We start from the raw sequence: 1,569 nt of genomic DNA on the forward strand, positions 1-1,569 counted from the left end.
CGCGTACGTGCCCTCGGTGACCCGGTCGCCGTTCCGTCCGTGCTCGACGAGGCGGCCAAGCTCCTCGCCGACGAGTCCCTGCCCGGCCCGAAGGTGCTGGTCGGCTCGGACACGGGTGCCCTGTACGCCGCCCGGCTCGCTGCCGAGCAGACCCCGGGGATCGACGCGCTGATCCTGGCCGGTCTGCCCACCGCCCCCTGGGCGTCCGGGAGTTGGGAGACGGAGGTCGAGGCACGCACCGCCTGCCCCACCCACCAGGCACGCCTCACGAACGACCCTGGCTTCCGGCGCGGGGCACTGGACACGGCCCCGGACCTGCCGGAGCCGAGCCTGGATCTCGTACGGGTTCCCGTGCTGGCCCTGCACGGCGCCGAGGACACGGTGAGTCCGCTCGCCGACGCGCTCAGCGCCTACGAGGGGCACCCCGACGTACGGACCGTGACCTTCAACGGCGGCCGGCACGACGTGCTCAACGACGCGCTGCACCGCACCGCCGCCGCCACGGTCGTGCTCTTCCTGGAACGGCTGCGCCTCTCCCCCGAGCTGCCCGCGATCGCGGAGGGTCTCGCATGAGCGCCCGGGTGACGACGACGGTCGCGGAACTGCGCGAGCTGATCGACTCCGGGCGGCCGCCCGTCCTGCTCGACGTGCGCTGGGCGCTGGGCGACCCGCACGGCCGCGACCACTACGAGGCCGGCCACATTCCGGGGGCGGTGTACGTCGACCTGGACCACGAACTGGCCGGTCCACCGAGCCCGGAGGGCGGCCGTCATCCGCTGCCGGACCTCGCGGATCTGCAGGCGGCTGCACGGAGTTGGGGCCTCAAGGAGGGGCGGCCGGTCGTCGTGTACGACAACCTGGGCAACACGGCCGCCGCCCGCGCCTGGTGGCTGCTGCGCTGGGCCGGAGTGCCTGAAGTGACCCTGCTGGACGGGGCGTTGGGCGCGTGGCGGGCGGCGGGGCTGCCGCTGGAGTCCGCTCCGGGTGCGACAGAGCCGGCTGCGAATACGCCGGATCCGGAGCCGGGCGACATCGTCCTCCGGCCGGGCGGGCTGCCGGTGACGGACGCGGACGGTGCGGCCCAACTGGCCGCGAGCGGGCTGCTGTTGGACGCCCGCGCCGGAGAGCGCTATCGCGGTGAGCAGGAGCCGGTCGACCCTCGCGCGGGCCACATCCCGGGCGCGGTCTCCGCCCCGACCGGCGAGAACATCGCGGCCGACGGGACGTTCCTGCCGCCCGAGGAGCTGCGCAAGCGGTTCGAGGACCGCGGTGCCGGTGAAGCGGCCGTGATCGGCGTGTACTGCGGGTCCGGTGTCACCGCGGCCCACCAGATCGCCGCCCTCGCGATCGCCGGGTTCGACGCGACGCTCTTCCCCGGCTCCTGGTCGGCCTGGTCCGCCGATCCCGCCCGCCCGGCCGCGACCGGGCCCCTGCCGTCCTGATCCGCACCGAGCAGTCCCCAACCGCCTTCGGCCGTCCCGAGAGGAAGACCGCCATGCCGACGAAACAGATCGGGGTGACACCCCCGGTACTGGAGAAGCCCGAACCGCCCGCCGAGCCCACGAGACT

1 protein-coding gene and 1 pseudogene are annotated in these 1,569 nt (G+C 74.4%); both read left to right on the forward strand.

Features of this window, described 5'->3' with window-relative positions; translation table 11 throughout:
* Positions 1-573: pseudogene (locus EU811_RS23215) on the forward strand (hypothetical protein); the annotation flags it as partial.
* Positions 570-1,442 (forward strand): sulfurtransferase, encoded by an 873-nt coding sequence (locus EU811_RS23220; protein WP_142940590.1) that lies wholly within the window; start codon positions 570-572, stop codon positions 1,440-1,442. The pseudogene EU811_RS23215 and the gene EU811_RS23220, both read left to right, overlap by 4 nt.
* Positions 1,443-1,569: the final 127 nt, after the last annotated feature.

The sequence above is a fragment of the Arthrobacter sp. TS-15 genome (assembly GCF_006964045.1).
Taxonomy (GTDB): Bacteria; Actinomycetota; Actinomycetes; order Actinomycetales; family Micrococcaceae; genus Arthrobacter.